Annotated in this window: 17 protein-coding genes and 1 pseudogene; 6 read left to right on the plus strand and 12 right to left on the minus strand. The window is 74.5% G+C overall.

Features of this window, described 5'->3' with window-relative positions; all coding sequences use genetic code 11:
• Window positions 1-138: 138 nt before the first annotated feature.
• The gene (locus IF55_RS17425; protein WP_030882537.1) at window positions 139-606 is read right to left on the minus strand and encodes a VOC family protein; all 468 of its coding nucleotides are present in this window, start codon (window positions 604-606) and stop codon (window positions 139-141) included.
• 113 nt (window positions 607-719) lie between these two features.
• On the opposite strand from IF55_RS17425, the gene IF55_RS17430 reads away from it, so the two are divergent.
• Entirely contained in the window at window positions 720-1,709 is a 990-nt protein-coding gene (locus IF55_RS17430) for a helix-turn-helix transcriptional regulator (RefSeq protein WP_030882538.1), read from the plus strand.
• 205 nt (window positions 1,710-1,914) lie between these two features.
• Here the strand turns inward: IF55_RS17430 and adh are convergent, their stop codons facing one another.
• Together adh and IF55_RS17440 are read right to left on the minus strand one after the other, a co-directional pair.
• Window positions 1,915-3,438 (minus strand): aldehyde dehydrogenase, encoded by a 1,524-nt coding sequence (adh, locus tag IF55_RS17435; RefSeq protein WP_030882540.1) that lies wholly within the window; start codon window positions 3,436-3,438, stop codon window positions 1,915-1,917.
• 373 nt (window positions 3,439-3,811) lie between these two features.
• Window positions 3,812-5,074, minus strand: a complete 1,263-nt coding sequence (locus tag IF55_RS17440) for a GAF domain-containing protein (RefSeq protein WP_037964842.1) — start codon at window positions 5,072-5,074, stop codon at window positions 3,812-3,814.
• Between the two features lie 910 nt (window positions 5,075-5,984).
• Here IF55_RS17440 and IF55_RS17445 point away from each other — a divergent pair.
• Window positions 5,985-6,713, plus strand: a complete 729-nt coding sequence (locus IF55_RS17445) for a hypothetical protein (protein WP_030882544.1) — start codon at window positions 5,985-5,987, stop codon at window positions 6,711-6,713.
• 374 nt (window positions 6,714-7,087) lie between these two features.
• Here the strand turns inward: IF55_RS17445 and IF55_RS17450 are convergent, their stop codons facing one another.
• Entirely contained in the window at window positions 7,088-7,276 is a 189-nt protein-coding gene (locus IF55_RS17450) for a zf-HC2 domain-containing protein (RefSeq protein WP_030883116.1), read from the minus strand.
• A gap of 52 nt (window positions 7,277-7,328) precedes the next feature.
• Between IF55_RS17450 and IF55_RS17455 the strand changes: the two genes are divergently transcribed.
• Entirely contained in the window at window positions 7,329-7,904 is a 576-nt protein-coding gene (locus tag IF55_RS17455; protein WP_037964845.1) for a sigma-70 family RNA polymerase sigma factor, read from the plus strand.
• A 137-nt stretch (window positions 7,905-8,041) separates the two neighbouring features.
• Here the strand turns inward: IF55_RS17455 and IF55_RS17460 are convergent, their stop codons facing one another.
• The 3 genes from IF55_RS17460 to IF55_RS17475 form a co-directional block, all read right to left on the minus strand.
• Entirely contained in the window at window positions 8,042-8,620 is a 579-nt protein-coding gene (locus tag IF55_RS17460) for a copper chaperone PCu(A)C (RefSeq protein WP_245661238.1), read from the minus strand.
• A complete protein-coding gene (locus IF55_RS40675; RefSeq protein ID WP_245661247.1) occupies window positions 8,617-11,463 on the minus strand; it encodes a heavy metal translocating P-type ATPase in 2,847 nt (948 codons plus the stop codon). Before IF55_RS40675 ends, IF55_RS17460 begins: the two co-directional genes overlap by 4 nt.
• Before the next feature lie 194 nt (window positions 11,464-11,657).
• Window positions 11,658-11,882, minus strand: coding sequence for a hypothetical protein (locus IF55_RS17475; protein ID WP_037964852.1), 225 nt, complete (start codon window positions 11,880-11,882; stop codon window positions 11,658-11,660).
• Between the two features lie 255 nt (window positions 11,883-12,137).
• Between IF55_RS17475 and IF55_RS17480 the strand changes: the two genes are divergently transcribed.
• Together IF55_RS17480 and IF55_RS17485 are read left to right on the plus strand one after the other, a co-directional pair.
• A complete protein-coding gene (locus IF55_RS17480; RefSeq protein WP_030882558.1) occupies window positions 12,138-13,421 on the plus strand; it encodes a cytochrome P450 family protein in 1,284 nt (427 codons plus the stop codon).
• A gap of 7 nt (window positions 13,422-13,428) precedes the next feature.
• Entirely contained in the window at window positions 13,429-14,382 is a 954-nt protein-coding gene (locus IF55_RS17485) for an L-tyrosine/L-tryptophan isonitrile synthase family protein (RefSeq protein ID WP_030882561.1), read from the plus strand.
• Between the two features lie 184 nt (window positions 14,383-14,566).
• On the opposite strand, the gene IF55_RS17490 is transcribed toward IF55_RS17485, so the two are convergent.
• The 3 genes from IF55_RS17490 to IF55_RS17500 form a co-directional block, all read right to left on the minus strand.
• The gene (locus tag IF55_RS17490; RefSeq protein ID WP_030882564.1) at window positions 14,567-15,352 is read right to left on the minus strand and encodes an ABC transporter ATP-binding protein; all 786 of its coding nucleotides are present in this window, start codon (window positions 15,350-15,352) and stop codon (window positions 14,567-14,569) included.
• A gap of 61 nt (window positions 15,353-15,413) precedes the next feature.
• Window positions 15,414-16,526 carry a FecCD family ABC transporter permease gene (locus tag IF55_RS17495; RefSeq protein ID WP_078644590.1) on the minus strand — a complete coding sequence of 371 codons (1,113 nt, stop codon included), beginning with the start codon at window positions 16,524-16,526 and terminating at the stop codon, window positions 15,414-15,416.
• Window positions 16,527-17,600, minus strand: coding sequence for an ABC transporter substrate-binding protein (locus IF55_RS17500; protein WP_030882569.1), 1,074 nt, complete (start codon window positions 17,598-17,600; stop codon window positions 16,527-16,529).
• Window positions 17,601-17,765: 165 nt separating this feature from the next.
• Here IF55_RS17500 and IF55_RS17505 point away from each other — a divergent pair, with 165 nt between their 5' ends.
• On the plus strand, window positions 17,766-18,521 hold the full coding sequence (locus IF55_RS17505) for a PIG-L deacetylase family protein (RefSeq protein ID WP_048832116.1): 756 nt from the start codon (window positions 17,766-17,768) through the stop codon (window positions 18,519-18,521).
• Window positions 18,522-18,589: 68 nt separating this feature from the next.
• On the opposite strand, the gene IF55_RS40680 is transcribed toward IF55_RS17505, so the two are convergent.
• Together IF55_RS40680 and dhaL are read right to left on the minus strand one after the other, a co-directional pair.
• Complete coding sequence (locus tag IF55_RS40680) at window positions 18,590-18,979, minus strand: PTS-dependent dihydroxyacetone kinase phosphotransferase subunit DhaM (RefSeq protein ID WP_398245346.1); 390 nt, start codon at window positions 18,977-18,979, stop codon at window positions 18,590-18,592.
• A 159-nt stretch (window positions 18,980-19,138) separates the two neighbouring features.
• Window positions 19,139-19,771 (minus strand): annotated as a pseudogene (gene dhaL, locus IF55_RS40685) (dihydroxyacetone kinase subunit DhaL); the annotation flags it as partial.
• Window positions 19,772-19,971 lie beyond the last annotated feature (200 nt).

Below are 19,971 nucleotides of genomic sequence, written 5' to 3' on the forward strand. Positions count from 1 at the left end.
GGTGACACCACCCCCCAGGTCATCCCTTCGACAGGGGGCAACAGTCATGCCGGACCCGGAGGCCAGCGGCCCCATTGCGGAGCCGCGGAAAACATAACGAGGGGTGCGGCCGGTGCGGCCGCACCCCTCGCGGAACGGTCAGGACTGGGTGTACTCGGCCGCGACGTCGACGATCCAGGTGACGCCGAAGCGGTCGGCCAGCATCCCGAACGCAGGGGCCCACTGGGCGGGGCCGAACGCCTCGATCACGGTCGCGCCCTTGGCGAGGCCCTCCCACACGGGGGTGACCTCGTCGACGCTGTCGCCGCGGACGGACAGGAAGAACGGCTCCTGGGTGATCGTGGTGCCGTTCTCCCGACGGGTGGTGGGCGCGCCAGGGGTGGCAGGCGCGTGGTCGCCGGGCACGTCGTAGGCCATGACCCGGAAGCCGCTGTCGGCGACGACCTGGCCGAAAACGACGTTCGTCGCGCCGGGCAGTTCGGCGGGCATCCCGAAGTCGGCGTAGGTGGCGACGGTGAGCCGGCCGCCGAAGACCGACTGGTAGAACTCCAGGGCTTCGCGGGCCTGGCCGTGGAAGTTCAGGTGCGCGACAGCGTTGAGCGACATGGTGTTCCGGTCCTTCACGAGTGTTTTCAGGTGCCGGAGGTTTCCGGCGACAGGACCGACGTTGTCAGCAGTACAGGTCAGAGAACGTCCGCTTCTCTTGGCAGGGTGAAAACATGCCGATCGCCTCCTCGACGACGACCTCCAGCCGGCTGCTGGCGCTGTTGTCCATGCTGCAGGCCCGCCGCGACTGGTCCGGCGGCCTGCTCGCCGAGCGGCTGAGCGTCAGCGAGCGAACCGTGCGCCGCGACATCGACCGGCTGCGCGAGCTGGGCTACCGCGTGCAGGAGATCAAGGGCCCCGACGGCGGCTACCGACTCGAAGCGGGCAGCCAGATGCCGCCACTGCTGTTCGACGAGGAGCAGGCGGTCGCGCTGGCCGTGGCGCTGCGGATCGCCGTCGGGACGGGCGCGGGCATCGAGGAGGCGGCCGCGCGGGCGCTCGCCACCGTGCGGCAGGTGCTGCCGTCGCGGTTGCGGCAGCGGGTCGACACCCTCAAGATCAGCGCGGCCGGGCACGGCGCCGAGGCGCAGGTCGATACCGAGATCCTGCTGACGCTGAGCGCCGCGGCCCGCGCGGGGGAGGAGCTGCGGTTCGACTACCGCCCACCGGGGCGCACCGAGGACGCCGAGCCGCGCCCGACTCGCCGGGTGCAGCCGCATCACCTGGTGGTACGTGCCGGGCGCTGGTACGTCGCCGGCTGGGACCCCGACCGCGGCGACTGGCGGACCTTCCGTGTCGACGGGATGACACCGCGGGTCCCGACCGGGCCGCAGGTCGCTCCCCGTGAAGTGCCGGGTGGCGACGTGACCGCCTTCCTCTCGGCCCGGTTCAAGGGCTCCGAGGGCGCGGACGCCTGGCCCTGCCGCGGCGAGGTGATCCTCGGCCTGCCGGTGGCGGAGGTGGCCCCGTTCGCCGACGAAGACGGCGTCGAGGCACTCGGCACCGACCGGACCAGGCTGACGACGGGCTCCTGGTCCTGGGCCGCCCTCGCGGCGGCGTTGGCCCGCTTCGACACCGAGATCGAGGTGATCGCGCCACCGGAACTGCGTACGGCGTTCGCGGAGCTCTCCCGCCGCGCCGGCCGCGCCGCGGGAACCGGGTAGGGCGCAGGCCCCATGCCGGCGGACGCCATGGCCGTGGGAGCCTGCGGGCGGGCCCGCGCCCGCCCCGCTTCCCTCTATGCGTTCAAGGAACCCCGGGAGGGGAGCGGTGGCGGCGCACCTCCGGCCTGGACAAGCGCCCGTACGACCTTCGGCAGTGGGAGAAAGTGGAAGCGGGAGTTACCGCGCTGGGCCTTTGGCTGTGCCTCTAGAAGAAGCCCAGCTTCTTCGGCGAGTACGACACGAGAAGGTTCTTGGTCTGCTGGTAGTGGTCCAGCATCATCTTGTGGTTCTCGCGGCCGATGCCTGACTGCTTGTAGCCGCCGAAGGCGGCGTGGGCCGGGTAGGCGTGGTAGCAGTTGGTCCAGACGCGGCCGGCCTGGATGGCGCGGCCGGCGCGGTAGGCGAGGTTGCCGTCGCGGGTCCAGACGCCGGCGCCGAGGCCGTAGAGGGTGTCGTTGGCGATCTTGATGGCGTCGTCGAAGTCGGAGAAGGGGGCGACGGCGACCACGGGGCCGAAGATCTCCTCCTGGAAGACGCGCATGCGGTTGTCGCCCTCGAAGACGGTGGGCTGGACGTAGTAGCCGCCCGCCAGTTCGCCGCCGAGGTCGGCGCGGGCGCCGCCGGTGAGGATGCGGGCGCCCTCCTGCTTTCCGATGTCGAGGTAGGAGAGGATCTTCTCCAGTTGGTCGTTGGACGCCTGGGCGCCGATCATCGTGTCCGTGTCCAGCGGGTGCCCCGGCACGATCGCCTCGGTACGGGCGATCGCCGCATCCATGAAGGCGCGGTAGTGGCCCTGCTGGATCAGCGCCCGGGAGGGGCACGTACAGACCTCGCCCTGGTTCAGGGCGAACATCGTGAAGCCTTCCAGCGCCTTGTCCAGGAAGTCGTCGTCGGCGGACGACACGTCGTCGAAGAAGATGTTCGGGCTCTTGCCGCCGAGCTCCAGCGTGACGGGTTTGAGGTTCTCCGACGCGTACTGCATGATCAGGCGGCCCGTCGTGGTCTCCCCGGTGAAGGCGACCTTCGCGATCCGCGGGCTGGACGCGAGCGGCTTGCCCGCCTCGACGCCGAAGCCGTTCACGATGTTGACGACGCCCGGCGGCAGCAGATCCGCCACCAGGCTCATCCAGTAGTGCAGCGAGGCCGGCGTCTGCTCGGCCGGCTTGAGCACCACCGCGTTGCCCGCGGCCAGCGCCGGCGCGAGCTTCCACGCCGCCATCAGGATCGGGAAGTTCCACGGGATGATCTGCGCCACCACCCCCAGCGGCTCGTGGAAGTGGTACGCGACCGTGTCCTCGTCGAGCTCCGACAGGCTGCCCTCCTGGGCCCGGATCGCCCCCGCGAAGTACCGGAAGTGGTCGATCGCCAGCGGGATGTCCGCCGCCAGCGCCTCCCGTACGGGCTTGCCGTTCTCCCAGCTCTCCGCGACCGCGAGCGCTTCGAGGTTCGCCTCCATCCGGTCCGCGATCCGGTTCAGCACCGTCGCCCGCTCGGCCGGCGGGGTACGGCCCCAGGCCGGGGCGGCGGCGTGGGCCGCGTCCAGCGCGTGCTCGACGTCCTCCGCCGTGCCCCGCGCGATCTCGGTGAACGCCTGGCCGTTGACGGGCGTCGGGTTCTCGAAGTACCGGCCCTGCTTGGGCGGCACGTACTCGCCGCCGATCCAGTGGTCGTACCGCGAGCTGTAGGAGACGATCGCGTCGGCGGAACCAGGGCTGGCATAACGAGTCATCTAGGGCGGCCTTCCGTCCGTCTGCCGCCCGCTCCGTCGCGAACGGCGGTGTGGGCAGGAGGCTAGGGCGCGGGACGTTGCACGGACGTTGCGCTCTGCGCCGCAGGGCGTTGTGCGGGTGGCGCGCCTTGTGTCGCGGGTCGTAGTGCGGTGGCGCGCCCTGGGCCGTGGGCCGTCGTGCGGCGTTGCGCCTTGTGCCCGCGGGGCGTTGTGCGGGCGTTGCGCTCTGCGTCGCAGGTCGTCGCGCTGAGGTTGCCCCTGCGCCGCGGGTCGTCGCGCGGACGTTGCCCCTACGCCGCGCCAGTGGCCTCGGCCGGGCGGCGGGGCGGGCGTTCGGCGCGCGCCTTCGCCCAGGGTTACCCTTCGCCCAGGGCTACCCGCCGCCCCTCGCCACGCCGTACGCCTCCCGCAGTCTCCCCGTTCGCGACGCCACCGCCTCCCGGCCCGGCGCCCGCGCCGCCAGTACGCCCAACAGCGCCTCGCTCACCTCCAGATCGTCCTCGCCCCACGACGACTGCGCCCACCACCGCAGCAGATACGGGTCGCGCGCCGCCAGCAGCGCCCGGCGCACCCCGTCCTCCAGTACGTACCGCGCCCGGCGCACGCCCGGCGCCTCCGAGGAGGGGAGGAGTGGGCCCCGGTACGTGCGCGAGACGGCGTGCAGCGCTCCGGCCGCCAGTTCCTCGGTCGCCGTCGCCACGTCCGTACGCAAGGGGGCGCGGAGCCGGTACGGGCGCGAGACGAGCAGCGGGCCCACCAGGCGGCGCAGCCGGGAGAGTTCGGCGCGCAGCGTCACCGGGTCGACCGGCCGCTCCCCGTACAGCTCCAGCGCCAACTGATCGCCCGTCAGGCCCTCGGGGTGACAGGCCAGCAGCACCATGATCTCGCTGTGCCGCCGGCCCAGCCGCAGCCGCCGCCCGCCGACCGACAGCAGCGCCTCGTCGCGCCCCAGCGCCGTCAGGAAGTCCCGCTCCGCCCGGGGCACGGCCGACAACCGCGCCTCCGCCGCGCGGGCCGTCGCCTGGACCAGCGCCAGGCTGTACGGGCCCGCCAGATGGTCGCCGCCGGAGATGTCCACCGCGCCCAACAGCCGCCCGCTGCACGGGTCGTGCACCGGGGCGGCGGCGCACGTCCACGGCTGCACCACGCGGTTGTAGTGCTCCGTGGTGAAGATCTGCACCGCGTGGTCCGTCGCGAGCGCCGTGCCCGGGCCGTTGGTGCCCGCGTGACGTTCGTCCCAGCGGCCGCCCGCCACCAGGTTCATCGTCTCCGCCCGGCTCCGCGCGCCCGCGTGCCCTTCCACCCACAGCATGCGCCCGTACTCGTCGCACACCGCCAGCAGATACGCCCCCTCGTCGGCCACGGACCCCAGCAACTCCCTGACCAGCGGCATCGCCCCCGCCAGCGGATGCGCCCGGCGGTACTCCGCCAACTCGCCGTCGCTCAGATCGATCGGCGCGACGGCCTCCGTCGCCGATCGCGAACGCGCGCAGCGCCGCCAGGAGTCGGCGACCACCCGCCGCACCTGCGGGCCGACCGCACCCCCGGTCAGGAACTCCTCATGTGCGCGGCGGACCGCACGGCGGCTTTCGACGGGGTCCGCGTCCGCCGCCAGCGCGAGCCATGGGTTGACCACGTGGACCCTCCGGAACGTTCGGCAGCCTCGATTTCGACGATACTGCCGATGTCCCCGCCGGTGGTGCCGCGCGGAGGGGGCGCGTAGCCGGGCGGTGAGGCGTATCCGCAGCCGTGGCAGATCTTCCAGCCGTCCTGGTTCACGGCGAGCTGCCCACCGCAGTTGGGGCACTGCTCCGCACGGGGCCGCCGCCCACGGGCCGGCGCGCCCGCGCCGGAGTCGTGCGGCGCGCACATGGTCGCGGTCATGATCCCTCCTTGCCGCCCACATTCCCTGCCGGGCGACTGCCCCGCAAGAGGAAGAACAAGCCCCGCCCGGCGGCCGCCCCGGCCCCGGATTCCGGCGTCCGTGCTGCGCGTACGCTCGACTCCGCCGTGGGCAACGGGACCAGTGGGGCCGGTCGGCTACCGGGCCCACGGTGCCGCTCGCCACCGGACCAACGGTGCGCCGTCGACTGGACGCGATGCCATCGGTGACTGGACGCGACGCCGGCGTCGACTGGACGCGATGCCATCGGCGGCTGGACACGACGTCGGCGGCAACCGGACCGCCGCACTCCGGCCCAACGTGTTCACACGGGGTGTGCGCACCGCACCCGAGCGCATTCGACGCACACGCTCCCGTCCGGCGGCGGGCAGCGGTTCACTCACTGAGGCGAGTCCCACATGGCGCGACGGGACCCCGGACCGCCGGTCACTTCCCCCGAGCCGCCGGTCCGCCGCCTCGCACCGCCGGGCGGACGGTGTGAGGCGGAGCCGCGCCCCTCTTTCCCGCCTTCCTCCCCACTCTCCTCATCACTCTCCTCATCCCTCGCGCGGCACCGCTTCAGCGCCTTGGCGGACGGCCCCTGTGCGCCCCCGGTGTGCGCCCCCGGCGTCGGGCTGTCAGACCCGGGTGCAACGATGAGGTCATGGAAGCGGGGCACGGTCTTCGGGCGCTGCGGGCCACAGTGTTCGCGGCGGTCTGCGTGCTGCTCGCGGCCCTGGGACACGCGGTCATGTCCGGCACGGCCGTCCCCTGGTGGGCGATCGGCGGCGCGCTCAGCGGTACGGGCGGCGCGGCCTGGTTCATGGCCGGCCGCGAGCGCGGTCCGCTGCTGGTCACGCTCGCCACCGTGGGGGCCCAGTCCGGCCTGCACTCCTTCTTCGAGATCGCGCAGAACGTGGCCCGTACGAGCGCGGCCGCCGGCCTCCAGCACGCCGCGGGCATGGGGCACTCCATGGCCGCCGGCGATGGAGGCATGGCGGCGATGAACGCCGCGGGTATGCCGGGCATGTCAGGCATGGCAGGCACGTCCGGTGGGATGTCCGTCCAGGCGGGCGCCCACAACATGGGGCATATGGCGCACATGGGGCATGGTGCGCTCGGGATGTGGTCCGCGCACGTCCTGGTCGCCCTCGTGTCCGCCATGTGGCTGTGCGGCGGCGAGCAGGCGGCCTTCCGGCTCGGACGCGCCCTCACGGCGCGGCTGTTCGCGCCGCTCTTCATCCTCTTCCACGACGCCCCGGCGACCCGCCCCGCGCCCCGAATACGCCGCGCCGACGGCGAACGCGCCCGCGCGGCGCAGCGGCTGCGGCAACTGCTCTACGCCCATGTCCTCGCCACCCGTGGCCCGCCGGCCCGCGCCGCCGTCGTCTGACGGCACGCACCACGCGACCGGAACACCACGTCACCGGCGCGCCCCGCCCGACGGGCCGGGCGCCCGGATTCCAGGAAGGACCCAGGGCGATGACCCCTGCCCTGACACGGGCCGTTCAGCGGCCCGGCGCACTCCCGACGGCCGTTTGCCGACCCGGCTCAGCCCTTACGGCCGTTGTCCGACCCGGCTCAGCTTTTACGGCCGTTTGCCGACCCGACTCAGCCCATACGGCCGTTCAGCAGTCCGACCCGCCCCCCATGGCCGTTCGCCGGCCCGGCGCCTCGCTCGTGGCCGTACGACGGTCCGCCGCGACAGCCCTCGTGGCCGTGCGGCAGCCCAACCCGCCCCGCACCGCCGTGCAACGGCAGCCCCGCTCAGCCCACGCCCCACGCCCCGTCGAGCCCGGCGGCGAGTTCCTTCAGCCGCCGCACTCCTTCGTCGAAGCGGCGGCACGCCTCACAGCCCCGTACGTGTGCGTCGAGGGCGTACCCCGGCACGTTCGGGGGCAGCGCCTCGCCGTCGGCGCGGGCGGATATGGCGGTACGGGCGTCACAGCAGTCCACCCCCTCATCGTCGCCGGTACGAGCCGGGCCGTGTCCAGCGGGGGAGGCGGCCGTGCGTGACGACGAGGCGGTGACCGCGTGGGCGCTCGCGGCGCGCGGCGGGGACGCGGAGGCGGTGGACCGCTTCATCCGGGCCACCCAGAGCGACGTCCGGCGGTATGTGGCCAGGCTCAGCGGCGACCCGCAGGGCGCCGACGACCTGGTCCAGGAGACGTATCTGCGGGCGCTGCGCGGTCTGCCGCGTTTCGAGGGCCGCTCCTCCGCGCGCACCTGGCTGCTGTCCATCGCCCGCCGTACGGTCGTCGACCGGCTCCGGTGCAACGCGGCCCGGCCCCGGCTCTCCGACACCGACGACTGGCAGACGGCGGCCGAACGGACCCAGTCCCCGGCGCTGCCCGGCTTCGACGAAGGGGTGGCGCTCTCGCAGCTCCTGGACCGGCTGCCGTACGAGAGGCGTGAGGCGTTCGTCCTGACACAGTTGCTGGGGCTGCCGTACGCCGAGGCCGCCGCCGTGGCGGGCTGCCCCGTCGGCACCGTGCGCTCGCGCGTGGCGCGGGCCCGCGAGGCGCTCATCGGCCAGTTGGCGACCGCGGAAGCGGCGGCGGCGCGGGTCCCGGCGCTGGCCTAGCCGACTGATCGACGGCCCAAGTCGGGGGTTACGGGCCCCGCCCGTAACCCCCGACCCGGTGCTGTCCTTTGACATCCACCACCGAGTCGTACGGCCTCGGCGGCGGCCCGGACCGCGCCGCGCTCTTGCGTCGTCCCTCAGCTACCGGGCCGTACGACCTCGGCGACGGCTTCGACCGCGCCGCTCTCGCGGAAGTGCAGCACGAACGGCACCCGGTCGCCGACGCGCGCCTTCGGCGGGCCCTGCACCATGATGTCCATGCCGCGGTGCGACATCGCCAGCTCGCCGCCGGCGGGTACGGGCATCGAGCCGAGCATCTCCATCGTGCCGGCGCCATCCCGTTCGACGTTCCGGCTGAGCATCGCCTCACGCGCGGAGGGGACCTCCACCCGCAGCAGTTCGTCGTCCGCGCCGCCGGTGTTGCGGACCTGGAAGAACGCGGCGGTCTCGCCGCCGTCGAACGGCAGGAGCATCCGGCCGCCCGTCACCTCCAGTTCGGCCGGGCTGCCGGCCGCCCCGGACGCCGCCCACGCCCCGAGCCCGCCGAGCGCGACGACGAAGGCCGCCACCGGGACCAGCGCGGCACGGACGGCCGGGGCGACGGCCCGCCACAGGGGAGCGGGGGCGGCCCCCACCGCTTCGTCGCCGACGCTCGTACTCGTACTTGTGCTCGTGCTCGTGCTCCTGCTCCTGCTCCTGCTCGTGTTCGCGTTCACCGGGAGCCTCCTCGGGTGTTCGTACGGGCGCGATCTGAGCCGCCCTTGCCGCCGGGACCGCCGGGGCCGCCCGTACCGTGCGGGCTGCGGCCCGCCGTGCCGCCCTTGGCCATGCCACGGCCCGCCGTACCGCGGGAAGCCGTCGGCTGCCAGCCGCGCAGCCGGAGGCTGTTGCCGACGACGAGCAGCGAGCTGACGGACATCGCCGCCGCCGCGACCATCGGGTTCAGCAGCCCGACCGCGGCCAGCGGGACGGTGACGAGGTTGTAGCCGAACGCCCAGGCCAGATTGGCGCGTACGGTCCCGAGCGTGCGGCGCGCCAGCCGTACCGCGTCGGCGAGGGCCCGCATGTCCTCGCGGACCAGCGTCACATCGGCCGCCCCGATGGCGGCGTCCGTGCCGCCGCCCATCGCGATCCCCAGATCCGCGCCGGCCAGCGCCGCCGCGTCGTTGACCCCGTCGCCGACCACGGCGACGCGGCGCCCGCTCGCGCGCAGCGTCCGTACCAGCTCGGCCTTGCTCTCGGGCGTGGAACGCGGGTGGACTTCGTCGATCCCCAGCTCGGCGGCGACGGCGTGCGCGGTGGCGTCGCTGTCGCCGGTGGCGAGAACGGGCCGCAGCCCGAGCCGCTTGAGGTGGTCCACGGCGCGGTAGCTGCCGGGCCGCAGCCGGTCGCCGAGCGCGATGACCGCCTCGTCGCGCCCGTCCACCCGCACGAGTACGGCCGTACGCCCGGCCGCCTCCGCGATCCGCACGGCCTCGGCCAGATCGGCGGGGAGGTCTCTGGACCGTTCGTGATCGTCGGGGAGGTCCCCGGGCCGGTCGTGATCGTGGGGGAGTGCGCCGAGCCGTTCGTGATCGTCGGGGAGGTCCCCGGGCCGGTCGTGATCATCGGGGAGTGCGCCGGGCCGGCGGGGGTTTGCCGCGGCGGGCGGTGGGGCAACCGATGACGTGGTGTCGGGCCCCGCCCCTTGGCCATGGGCGGACCGGGCCTCCGCCTCCGGACCTTGTCCGACCGGGGCCGCCGCTTTCGGGCCTTGCCCGGCTGAGGTCGCAGCCCCCTGAGCGTGCCCGGCCCGGAGCCCCGCTTCTCCCGACGGCGTGTCGGCCTCACTCTTGCCCGATGGCGGACACGCCGCCACCCCGCCCGATGGCCGACACGCCGCCACCGCCCCGGCGTCCGGGCGCACCGTCCGTTCGTCAGGACGCACCGTCCCCTCGTCCGGGCGCACTATCCCACCGCCCGGGCGCACCGTCCCACCGCCCGGACGCATCGCAGCGCCGTCCGGGCGCAGTACCTCCACGCGGTGCCCGGCCACCAGGCCCGTGACCCCGAGGCCCGCCGTGGCGGTGAACCCTTCGACACGCGGGGGCGGTTCGGGCAGGGTGTGGCGGGCGTGAGCGGCGATGGCGCGGCCCACGGGGTGCTCCGAGCCCTCCTCGACCGCGCCCGCGAGGCGCAGCGCCGCCGCCTCGCCCAGCCCGTCGGCACGGGCCGTCACCTCCGTCACGGACATCGCGCCGACCGTCAGCGTGCCGGTCTTGTCCAGTACGACCGTGTCCACCCGCCGCAGCCCCTCCAGGGCCTGCGGGCCGCTGACGAGGATGCCCAGCGCCGCTCCCCGGCCGGTGGCCGCGAGCAGGGCGGTGGGGGTGGCGAGGCCGAGGGCGCAGGGGCAGGCGACGACGAGCACGGCCACCGCCGCCGTGACGGCGGCCTGCGGGTCGGCGCCGGCGCCCAGCCAGAAGCCCAGCACGGTGACGGCGACGGCGAGGACGGCGGGGACGAAGACTCCGGCGACGGCGTCGGCCAGCCGCTGTACGCGCGCCTTGCCGCTCTGCGCGTCCTCCACCAGCCGCGCGATGCGCGCGAGCCGGGTGTCGGCGCCCACGGCCTCGGCGCATACCTCCAGCAGGCCGCCGGAGTTGACGGCGCCGCCGACGACCGCCGAGCCGGGCCCGACCTCCACCGGCGCGCTCTCGCCCGTGACCAGGGACATGTCCAGCGCCGAACCGCCCTCGGTGATCACCCCGTCGGTCGCGACCCGTTCGCCTGGCCGGACGACGAAACGGTCGCCGACCCGCAACTCCTCGATGGGAACGCTGCGTTCCGTGCCGCCGGCCCGTACGACGACCTCCTTGACGGTGAGCGAGGCGAGCGCCCGCAGCGCGGAGCCGGTGGCCCGCCGGGCGCGCCCCTCCAGCAGCCGGCCGGTCAGCACGAACAGCGGGACGCCGACGACGGCTTCCAGGTACACGTCGGCCACGCCGCCCGTCGCCGATGGTACGAGCGTGAACGGCATGCGCATCCCGGGCTCCCCGGCGCCGCCGAGGAAGAGCGCGTACGCCGACCACAGGAACGACGCCAGTACGCCCAGCGACACCAGCGTGTCCATGGTCGCGCCGCCGTGCCGCAGGCCGCGCAGCGCCTTGGCGTGGAAGGGCCACGCGCTCCACGCCGCGACCGGCGCGGCCAGCACGAAGCAGAGCCATTGCCAGTTGTCGAACTGGCAGGACGGGACCATGGACAGCACCAGGACCGGCACCGCCAGCACGGCCGTGACCAGCAGCCGGGTCCGCTCGGCGGCACTCCCGGCCGCGGCGTCGGCCGCACCGTCCTCGTACTCCCCGTACGGGCCGCCCGCCGCGTCCCGCCGCCGCTCCGCCTCCACGTGCCGGGCGGTGAACCCCGCCGCCTCCACGACGGCGACGAGTTCCGCCGCGCTCACCGTGGCCGGGTGGCTGACCCGGGCCCGGCCCGTCGCGAGGTTGACGGTGGCGCTGACGCCTTCGACCCGCCCGAGCTTCTTCTCCACGCGGCCGACGCAGGCGGCGCAGGTCATGCCGCCGACCGCCAGTTCCGTCGTGCGACCCGCCGCCGGACTCACGGTATTCACCGCGGTACCCACCGACGCACCTACCGACGCACCCGCCGTCGTGTCCGTGCCCACCGACGCGCCCGCCGTCGTGTCCGTGCCCACCGACGCGCCCGCCGTCGTGTCCGTGCCCACCGACGCGCCCGCCGTCGTCTCCGCGCTCATCGGACGGTCTCCGGCGCGGGGGCGCCCATGTCCATGCCGCCCATGCCGCCTCCGGAGGAGCCGCCGGAGCCGCCCGAAGAGCCGCCGGGACCGGAGCCGTGCATGCCGGGAGCCACGGGGCCGATGGCCGACCCGACCGCGTAGGCGATGCCGAACATCGCGGCGAGCAGCAGGGCGAAGCCGGCGAGGAGTGCGTACGGGCTGTTTTGACGTGCTGTCATCGCGGCATCGTGGCACGGCGCGAGGGTCGCCGGAGCCGCCGAACGCCCTTCCCGGCGCGTGAGGATTGTCCCTTTCGCCCCCGGGAACCAGCGGGTCCCCGCAGCCGACTACCTGGAGATCGAAGGCGCGCGGCCGACGCCCGTACGCACGTCCCGGCCGCGAATCCCGGGAACTCGCGCCCGTCGCCGTACGACTTCTCAGGGGCCCACCCCGACCCGGCGGCCGCGAGGCGACCGCCGCGCCGCAGCGAGGAGATCACCACCGTGTCCCTGCCCGACCCCTTCCCGCTCCACGGCCGCGCCTACAAGCGCGACCCCTACCCGCTCTACGAGGAGCTGCGCGCCGCCGGCCCCGTCCACCGGGTGCGCTTCCCGAGCGGCGTCACCGCCTGGCTCGTCACGGGGCACAGCGCGGCCCAGCAGACCCTGTCCGACAGCCGTCTCGGCAAGAACCACGACCTGGGCAACGACGGCTGGCGGGCCCGTGCCTCGATCATGCCCGAGCCCCAGCACTCGCAGCTCCAGGTCCACCTCCTGCACCAGGACCCGCCCACGCACACCCGGATGAGACGGCTGGTCCTCGACGCGTTCTCGGCCCGCCGCGCGGAGGCGCTGCGCCCCCGCATCCAGGAGATCGCGGACGCCCTCCTCGACGAACTGCCTGGCGACGCGGACGCCGACGCGGACCCCGACGCGGACGGCGCGGACCTCGTGGCGTGCTTCGCGGCCCGCTTCCCCTTCCTGGTGCTCGCCGAGGTCATCGGGCTGCCGCCGGTTCTCGCGGCCCGTTTCCGCCGCGAGTGGGGCAAGGCCGTGCAGCCCGTGGGGCCGGACGATCCGGGCCGGGGCGCGTACGAGGAACTGCTGCGCGGGCTCCAGGGATATATCGCCGACATCGTCGCGTACAAGCGGGTCCTGCCGGGGCACGACCTGCTCAGTCGGCTCGTCGCCGCCCAAGGCGCGGGCGAGCTGACGGGGGAGGAGCTGGACTCGATGGTTTTCCAGCTCCTCGTCGCGGGCCAGGAGCCCGTCACCAACCAGCTCACCACCGCCGTCATGGCCCTGCTCCGCAATCCGCGGGCCCTCGACCGGCTGCGCGCCGAACGCGAGAACCCGGAGCTGCTGGCCCGTGCCGTCGAGGAGCTGACGCGGTACGACTCGGCGTTCGAGCTCACGACCTGGCGATTCCCCGCCGAGGACGCCGAGTTGCACGGGACGCGCGTACCGGCCGGCGACTCCGTGATCGTCTCCCTCAGCGCCGCCAATCGCGACCCCGAGCGCTTCCCCGACCCCGACACCCTGGACTTCGACCGCACGCAGGGCCCTCACCTGGCCTTCGGCCACGGCATCCACTTCTGCCCGGCGGCCGCCCTCGCGCGCGTCGAACTCCAGGTGGCCCTCGGCACTTTGCTCGAACGGCTGCCGGGGCTGCGGCTCGCCGTGCCCGACGAGGAGATCGAGTGGATACCGGCGGTGCTCGGACGCGGCGTGGACCGGCTGCCCGTCGCCTTCGACCGGCCCGTGTGCCCCCGAGGGTGACCTGCCGATGCACGACGAACCGAACCCGCGCCACGCGGACGCCCCCGCGACGGCGACGGCCTCGCCGGAGGCCCGCGTCCTCGGCCTCCTCCTCCCGTACCACCGCACCACGGCCCCGGCCCCGCCAGGAGATCCGGTGGAGCGCCACCCCGAACAGCTCGCCCAGATACGGCGGTTCACCTCGGCCGGTGAGCCGGTCCTCTTCACCCTCCCCGGCTTCCCGTGCAAGTCGCCCAACCCGGCCAAGGTCCTCGGTCACCTCCCAGACGAGGGCGAACGGCTCTCCCTGGCCTTCCTCGACCGGCTCTGCGCCCGCGTCGGCGAGGTCTACGCGCCCGGCGCGCGGATGCTCATCTGCTCCGACGGCCATATCTTCGGCGACCTCATCAACGTGCCCGACGCGCACATCGACGCGTACGGGGACGCCCTGCGCACCATGATCCGCCGCGCGGGCCTGCGTCACCTCGACACCTTCGACCTGCGCGAGGTCTACGGCGACCTCCCGTACGACGAGAAGCGGGCGCGCGCGACCACGGCGTACGCGCCGGCGCTCGCCACCCTGCGCGCCCTGACCCGCACCGACGAGGAGACGACGCGCCTCTACCGGGGCATCACGCGCTTCCTCGTCGAGGACGCCACCGGCCACACCGGCAGCCGCTCCGCGCTCCAACGCGAGAGCCGCGCCCGCGCGTACGGCGTCATCGCCCGCAGCCGCGCCTGGGGCGACCTCATCGCCGACCGCCACCCCCGGTCCGTACGGCTGTCGATCCATCCGCAGCGGCCGGGCGCCGCCAAGTTCGGCATCCGCCTCCTGGAGTCCGCGGACGCCTGGGCCACGCCCTGGCACTCCACCGTCCTGCGCCGGCGGGACGGGAGCGCCGAACTGATGCGCCGGGCGGACGCGGAGCGGCTGGGGCGCCTCGTCCTCCGGGACGGGCGCCCCAGCCACTACGCGGAATGAGCCGCGGGAGCCATAGCCCCCGGCCCGTACGGGCAGCAGCGCCCGCATGGGACCGTCCCCGGCTCCTGAGCGGAGCGAGCCACAGCCGCCGCGCCGTACGGGCAGCAGCACTGCCCGTACGCAAGCGTCTCCGGGTCCTGCGCGGAGCCGCCCGCGAGGGCGGCAGGCGGGAGCGGCGGCCCCGTCACAGTTCCGCCCCCGCCACCGAACGGTGGTCGAAGGCGATCAGCGGGTCCCCGGTCAGCGGGTGGTCCACCACCGCCGCCCGTACCCCGAACACCTCGGCCAGCAGCGCCGGCGTGAGGACGTCGCGCGGCCGGCCGGAGGCCAGCAGCCTCCCGCCGTGCAGGACGTGCAGCCGATCGCACACGGACGCCGCCGCGTTGAGGTCGTGCAGCGCGATCAGCGTCGTACGGCGTTGGTCGCGCAGCAGCGTCAGCAGCTCCACCTGGTGCCGTACGTCGAGGTGGTTGGTGGGCTCGTCCAGCACCAGCACCCGGGGGTCCTGGGCGAGGGCCCGCGCCAGCAGCACCCGCTGCCGCTCGCCGCCCGAGAGCGCCGAGAACCGGCGCCGCGCGGCCTTGGCCATCCCCACCCGTTCGAGCGCGCCGGCCACGGCGTCCGCGTCGGCGCGGTCCTCCGCCGCGAAGGCCCGCTTGTAGGGCGTACGGCCCATGGCGACCACTTCGCGGACCGTCAGCTCGAAGTCGCCGCCGCGCTCCTGGGGGAGCGCGGCGATCCGGCGCGCCGACTCCACCGCCGACAGCGAGCGGAGGTCCGTATCGCCCAGCAGCACCCGCCCGGCGTGCGGTGCCAGATGCCGGTACACGGTGCGCAGCACGGTCGACTTGCCGCTCCCGTTCGGGCCGACCAGCCCCGCGATCTCGCCCTCGGCGGCGAGGAGGTTCACGCCGGAGACCACCTCGCGCCCGGACAGCGACACGGCCAGGTCCTCGACCGCGATCCTCATGACGGCACCAACCCCGATCCCGACCCCAATCCGAAGCCCGACCCTGTGACCCGTCGGTCTCTCACGACCGCTCCAATCGCCGGTCCAGCAGATACAGCAGCGTGGGCGCGCCGACCATCGCGGTCACCACGCCCACCGGCAGCTCCTGATCGGACAGGGCGGTCCTGGCCACCAGATCGACCACCACCAGCAGGACCGCCCCGAACAGCGCGGAGACCGGGAGCAGCCGCCGGTGGTCGCCGCCCACCACCATCCGGCAGGCGTGCGGCACCATCAGCCCCACGAAGCCGATCGCCCCCGACACCGACACGAGCACGCCCGTCAGGACGCTCGTCACCACGAACAGCTCGCGCCGCAGCCGGGTCACGTCCACGCCCAGGCCCGCCGCCGTCTCGTCGCCCATCAGCAGGGCGTTGAGCGCGCGGGCCCGGCCCAGCAGCGCCGCGAGCCCCAGCGGCACGGCTATGGCGGGCAGCGCGAGGGTGGCCCACTGGGCGCCGCCCAACGAGCCCATCAGCCAGAACAGGACTCCGCGGGTCTGCTGTTCGTCCCCGGCCTGGAGCACCAGATAGCTGGTGAACCCGGACAGGAACTGCCCGATGCCCACCCCCGCCAGCACCAGCCGCAGCGGCGAGAACCCGCCGCCGCGCCGCGCCATCGCCCACACCAGCGCGAACGCCGCCAGAGCCCCGACGAACGCCGCCGAGGACAGCCCCAGCCCGAGCGCGCCGCCCGCGCCCGCACCGAGCACGATCGCCGCCACCGCGCCCAGCGACGCGCCGCTGGAGATGCCCAGCAGATACGGGTCGGCCAGCGGATTGCGCACGAGCGCCTGCACGGCCGTGCCCACCACGCCCAGCCCCGCGCCGACCAGCGCCGCCAACAGCGCCCGCGGCAGCCGGAGCTGCCACACGATCAGGTCCTGGGTGCCCGGCGCGGGCTCCCGCCCGGCGACCCCGCGCGCGACCGCCGACCATACGCCGGCCAGCGGCACCGGGGTCGACCCCAGGGCCACCGAGGCGACCAGCGCGACGAGCAGCGCCGCGCCCAGCGCCGCGGCGACCCAGCCGGCGCGTATGGTCCGTACGCCGTCCTCCCGCTCCTCTTCCCGCCGGTCAGGCGTCCCTTCCCGCTCCTCTTCCCGTTTCTCGGTGAGCGCGGCCGTCGGCGTCATCTACTTCACCCGGTCCGGGTGGATCGTGTGGGCGATCTCCCGCACCGTGTCCGCGCTGCGCACCCCGCCGATCGTGGTGCGCTCCGCGCCGATCCGCAGGAAGCGGTTCTCCTTGACGGCGGTCAGGCCCTTGGTCGCCGGGAAGGTGCGCAGGAACCCCGCGGCCTGGTCGAACGCCTTGGCGTTCGCCGCCTCGCTCCCTCGGTTGTGCACGCCGAGCTGGATCCAGTCCGGGTTCTTCGCCACCACGTCCTCCCAGCCGACCGGTTTGAAGTCCCCGTCGCAGCCGCCGAAGACGTTGCGCGCGCCGGCCAGCGTGATCACGGCGTTGGCCACCTGCTTGTCGCACACGGCCAGCGGCTGCTTGGTGCCGGCGTCGAAGTCGAAGTAGAAGTACGACGGCCGCTTGTCGGCCGGTACGTCCTTGAGCGCGTCCCGCACCGCGTCCGTCTTCTTCCGCGCGCCGTCCACGAGCTGGGCCGCGCGCCGCGACGTCCCCGTGATCCTGCCCAGCTCCTCGATGTCCGCCAGCACCCCGGACAGGTCCGTACGCGGCCCCTTCTGCTGGGCGGCACACGCCGACGAGCGCAGGAACACGTGCTTGATGCCCGCGGCCGCGAACTCCCGCGGCGTCGGCGCGTCGCCCGCGCCGCTCATGTTCTTCATCGACGAGAACGAGTCGATATAGAGATCCGCGCCGGAGCCGAGCAGCTTCTCCTTGGGGATCACCGTCTTGCCCAGCACCGGCACCTTCGCCGCCCGCTCCGCCAGCTCGGCGGGCATCGTGCCCTTGCCGGGCGGGAACCCCGTCCCGGCGATCCGGTCGCCCGCGCCGAGCCACAGCAGCGTCTCCAGGGCCGACGCGTTGCTCGTCACGATCCGCCGCGGCGCGGAGTCGAACGTCGTCTTCGCCCCCTCGCAGTCGGCGACGCTCACGGGGAAGCCCGCGGCGGACGCCGACGCCTTCGCACCGTCCGCCGCCGCGCCGTCCGACTCCGCGGCCCCACCGCCTCCGCAGGCCGTCGCCGACAGGGCCAGCAGACCCAGCACACCGCACCACACACGAGGGCGCATCACAAACACTCCAGGAACTCGGCGTACGCGCGGGCCCGCCGCTGCGGGCCCGGACCAGGTAGTCGGCCGCCGGCGCCCGCCAGTTCCCGTGCGCCGCGAAGAAGCCGGACATAGCCTGCAACCCACGCGCACCGCGGAGCCGAGGGAAACGAAGGGGAGACAGAGATGGCCGCCACGGACCCGGACCGGAACGACGGACCGCTCACCGAGATGCCCACCGACTGGCAGCGCGCCCTGGCGATCGTCGCCCACCCCGACGATCTCGAATACGGGGCGTCCGCGGCCATCGCCACCTGGATCGACGGCGGCCGCGAGTTCTCCTACCTGCTGGCCACCGTCGGCGAGGCGGGCATCGACGGCCTGGACCCGGCCGAGGCCGGGCCGCTGCGCGAGCGGGAACAGCGCGCGAGCGCGGCCGCCGTGGGGGTGCGGAGCGTGGAGTTCCTCGGCCACCGCGACGGCGTCATCGAATACGGCACCGCGCTGCGCCGCGACTTCGCCGCCGCCATCCGCGCCCACCGGCCGGAACTGGTGCTGACCCTCAACCACCACGACACCTGGGGCGGCGTCGCCTGGAACACCCCCGACCACCGGGCCGTGGGCCGGGCCGTCCTCGACGCCGTCGCCGACGCCGGGAACCGCTGGATCTTCCCCGAGCTCGTCGCGGACGGCCTCGCGCCGTGGAACGGCGTCCGTTATGTCGCCGTCGCCGGCTCGCCCCGGCCCACCCACGCCGTGGACGCCGGCGCGGGCGTCGACCGGGCCGTCGCGTCGCTCCTGGCCCACCGTACGTACATCGAGGCGCTCACCGACGAGGAGCCGGAGCGCTACTGCCGCTCCTTCCTGGAGGGGAACATGGCGGCCGCGGCGCCGCGCTTCGGCGGGCGGCCCGCGGTGACGTTCGAACTCTTCGGCCGCTGAGGGAGTGCGAAGAGACAGTGGTAAGGGGCGGGGCCCAATGGGCCCCGCCCCTTACCGGTTACCGGCGCTCACACCTTGCGGTAGCCCCTGGCGTCGTCCGTGGCGGCGGTGACCATGTCCGCGTCGCCCCCGACCGAGGCCGTCACCAGAGCCGCCACCGCGCCCTCCACGAACGGCGCGTCCGCGATGCGCAGGTCCTCGGGGACGCCGTTCCCGGCCGGGTCGGCCAGGATCTCCTTGACCGTGAGGACGGCGCTGCCCATGTCGCAGAGGACCACCACGCCCTTGCCCTCGTCCACGTCCGCGATGGCCCGCCGGATCAGCTCGGCGCTGGTGCCGATGCCGCCGTCGGGCAGGCCGCCCGCCGCGGCCACCGGGGCCGGGTCGCCGGTGCCCACGAGGGCCTTGGCGAGGTCGGCCGTCGAGGCGGCGACATCGCGGCTGTGCGAGACGAGCACGACACCGACGCGGCCGTTCTCCTTCGGCTCCTTCTTTACATCTGCCTTTTCTCCTGCCGCCGGCTGGGGGCTCTGCGTCGCGGGCGCGGCCGCCGTCTCCCCCTCGGACGTCGCCTCCTCTTCGGCCTCCGCGCCCTCGAAGACCTCCGGCAGCCCGGTGTCCGTGGCCTCGTACAGCGCCGTGATCAGCATCGCCGACGACGCGGCCCCGGGGTCCTGGTGCCCGATGCTGCGCTCGCCGAGGTAGCTGGCCCGGCCGCGCCGCGCCTGGAGCGGCACGGTGGCCTCGGCGCCCTGGTGCGCGGCGCGCGCGGCGGCGTCCAGCGCGGCCACGACGTCGCCGCCGTCCGCCAGGGCCGACGTGTACGCCTCGGCCGCCGGCGCCAGGGCGTCGACCATCGTGGCGTCGCCGGGCGCGGAGTCGCCGAGCCGCCGCACGCTGGCGACCGCCGCGGTCAGGGCCTTGCCCAGCGCCGGGGGCTCGACGACCGGGTCCTCGCCGAGCACCTTGCCCATGCGGCGCAGCACCGTCCCGTACAGCGGCCCGGACGCGCCGCCGACCGTGTTGGTCAGGTGCATGCCGACGGCGGTCAGGAGCGCCCCCGGCGTGGCGGGCGCCTCGTCCGCGATGACCCGCCCGGCGGAGGTGAAGCCCCGCTTGAGGTTGGCGCCGTGGTCGGCGTCGCCGATGGCCGCGTCGAGGTCGGTCAGGTGCGCGGCCTCGGCCACGAAGACCTGCGTGGCGCGGGCGAGGAAGCGGCGGAAGAAGGCCGTATCGAGGGTGACGGACATGGGCGGCGGCTCCTCTTCGCGCGGGTGCGGCTCGTACGGGCGTACGGGCCTTTGCCCTGCTCAGCGTAGCGCCGTCACCGATCCGAGGGGCGCCGCGACCGCGCGCCGGGCCCCGTCCGGCGGCCCGGCGGGCCGTGCCGCCGCCGCGCGGGGGAGCGGTGGGGCATGCGCGGAGCGCCCGCCGCGGAATGGTGCGGTCC

Source organism: Streptomyces varsoviensis, from assembly GCF_000718635.1.
Lineage (GTDB): Bacteria > Actinomycetota > Actinomycetes > Streptomycetales > Streptomycetaceae > Streptomyces > Streptomyces varsoviensis.

Bases quoted from the DNA above. Each gene is read 5' to 3' on its own strand.
- IF55_RS17425 (WP_030882537.1), bottom strand. From the start codon at position 606: ATGTCGCTCAACGCTGTCGCGCACCTGAACTTCCACGGCCAGGCCCGC.
- IF55_RS17430 (WP_030882538.1), top strand. From the start codon at position 720: ATGCCGATCGCCTCCTCGACGACGACCTCCAGCCGGCTGCTGGCGCTG.
- adh (WP_030882540.1), bottom strand. From the start codon at position 3,438: ATGACTCGTTATGCCAGCCCTGGTTCCGCCGACGCGATCGTCTCCTAC.
- IF55_RS17445 (WP_030882544.1), top strand. From the start codon at position 5,985: ATGGAAGCGGGGCACGGTCTTCGGGCGCTGCGGGCCACAGTGTTCGCG.
- IF55_RS40675 (WP_245661247.1), bottom strand. From the start codon at position 11,463: ATGACCTGCGCCGCCTGCGTCGGCCGCGTGGAGAAGAAGCTCGGGCGG.
- IF55_RS17475 (WP_037964852.1), bottom strand. From the start codon at position 11,882: ATGACAGCACGTCAAAACAGCCCGTACGCACTCCTCGCCGGCTTCGCC.
- IF55_RS17485 (WP_030882561.1), top strand. From the start codon at position 13,429: ATGCACGACGAACCGAACCCGCGCCACGCGGACGCCCCCGCGACGGCG.
- IF55_RS17490 (WP_030882564.1), bottom strand. From the start codon at position 15,352: ATGAGGATCGCGGTCGAGGACCTGGCCGTGTCGCTGTCCGGGCGCGAG.
- IF55_RS17495 (WP_078644590.1), bottom strand. From the start codon at position 16,526: ATGACGCCGACGGCCGCGCTCACCGAGAAACGGGAAGAGGAGCGGGAA.
- IF55_RS17500 (WP_030882569.1), bottom strand. From the start codon at position 17,600: ATGCGCCCTCGTGTGTGGTGCGGTGTGCTGGGTCTGCTGGCCCTGTCG.
- IF55_RS17505 (WP_048832116.1), top strand. From the start codon at position 17,766: ATGGCCGCCACGGACCCGGACCGGAACGACGGACCGCTCACCGAGATG.